Genomic DNA, 253 nt, shown 5'->3' with positions numbered 1-253 from the left:
CGGCCTCGGCTTCCTTCAGAAACCCGATGATTTGCTCTTCCGTAAAACGCTTCTTCATGTTCGTCTTCTTCTCCGAAAACGAACTTTACTAGGTTCTGACTGGCCCGGTTTGTTGGGGGCAGGTCACCCACGCCCACATGCCTCGAGCAAGAAGGACGCTGAGTCCGCGACGCGCTTCTGCGGGCAGGGCCTCGCCAAGCACGGCGGAACGCAGCACTTCGTATTGCGCAGCGATTGCAGATGAAACTACCAA

At 56.9% G+C, this 253-nt stretch carries 1 protein-coding gene; it reads left to right on the top strand.

The genetic code is table 11. The annotated features are described in order from the left end of the window. Positions 1-244, top strand: a 244-nt coding sequence (locus tag GWC77_RS29385) for a hypothetical protein (RefSeq protein WP_217283479.1), incomplete at its 5' end; no start/stop codon positions are given. Positions 245-253 lie beyond the last annotated feature (9 nt).

This window comes from Paraburkholderia sp. NMBU_R16 (assembly GCF_013282575.1).
Classification (GTDB): domain Bacteria; phylum Pseudomonadota; class Gammaproteobacteria; order Burkholderiales; family Burkholderiaceae; genus Trinickia.
Note: the sequence above shows the minus strand (reverse complement) of the source record. Positions and strands in the feature narration are given on the sequence as shown.